Origin of the sequence: Citrobacter amalonaticus, assembly GCF_002918555.1 — a bacterium.
GTDB classification, from domain to species: Bacteria; Pseudomonadota; Gammaproteobacteria; order Enterobacterales; family Enterobacteriaceae; genus Citrobacter_C; species Citrobacter_C amalonaticus_A.
Genome location: NZ_PQMB01000015.1, coordinates 1 through 821, shown reverse-complemented (window position 1 = coordinate 821; position 821 = coordinate 1). Strand labels below are relative to the sequence as shown.

The 821-nt window shown below is 50.2% G+C and carries 2 tRNA genes and 1 rRNA gene; all 3 read left to right on the top strand.

Annotated elements, in window-relative coordinates:
* Positions 1-43 precede the first annotated feature (43 nt).
* Positions 44-120, top strand: a tRNA-Ile gene (locus C3432_RS27325).
* Between the two features lie 42 nt (positions 121-162).
* Positions 163-238: transfer RNA gene (locus C3432_RS27320), tRNA-Ala, on the top strand.
* A 307-nt stretch (positions 239-545) separates the two neighbouring features.
* Positions 546-821 (top strand): 23S ribosomal RNA (locus tag C3432_RS27310); the annotation flags it as partial.

The following is an 821-nucleotide window of genomic DNA, read 5'->3' as shown; positions in this document are numbered from 1 at the left end:
CACACAGATTGTCTGATGAAAAACGAGCAGTAAAAACCTCTACAGGCTTGTAGCTCAGGTGGTTAGAGCGCACCCCTGATAAGGGTGAGGTCGGTGGTTCAAGTCCACTCAGGCCTACCAAATTTGCGATGCAAATTTGATGAGGTTTTAACTACACCGTATGGGGCTATAGCTCAGCTGGGAGAGCGCCTGCTTTGCACGCAGGAGGTCTGCGGTTCGATCCCGCATAGCTCCACCATACTGTGGAACGTAATACAGAAAACTTCAGAGTGTACCTGAAAAGGTTCACTGCGAAGTTTTGCTCTTTAAAAATCTGGATCAAGCTGAAAATTGAAACGACACACAGAATCTGTGTGTTCGAGTCTCTCAAATTTTCGCAATCAGAAGATAACCCTGTAAAAGGTGACGTGAGCCTGGTGAAGACAAGGCGTACCGCACGCAGCGAGCGCAGTGGACTTGATGTCCATGAGCATCGCGGGTACGGAACAACGCAGTATTCACGACGCGCAACGAACCGGACAGAACAAGACATCTTCGGGTTGTGAGGTTAAGCGACTAAGCGTACACGGTGGATGCCCTGGCAGTCAGAGGCGATGAAGGACGTGCTAATCTGCGAAAAGCGTCGGTAAGGTGATATGAACCGTTATAACCGGCGATGTCCGAATGGGGAAACCCAGTGCAATTCGTTGCACTATCGTTAAGTGAATACATAGCTTAACGAGGCGAACCGGGGGAACTGAAACATCTAAGTACCCCGAGGAAAAGAAATCAACCGAGATTCCCCCAGTAGCGGCGAGCGAACGGGGAGCAGCCCAGAGTCT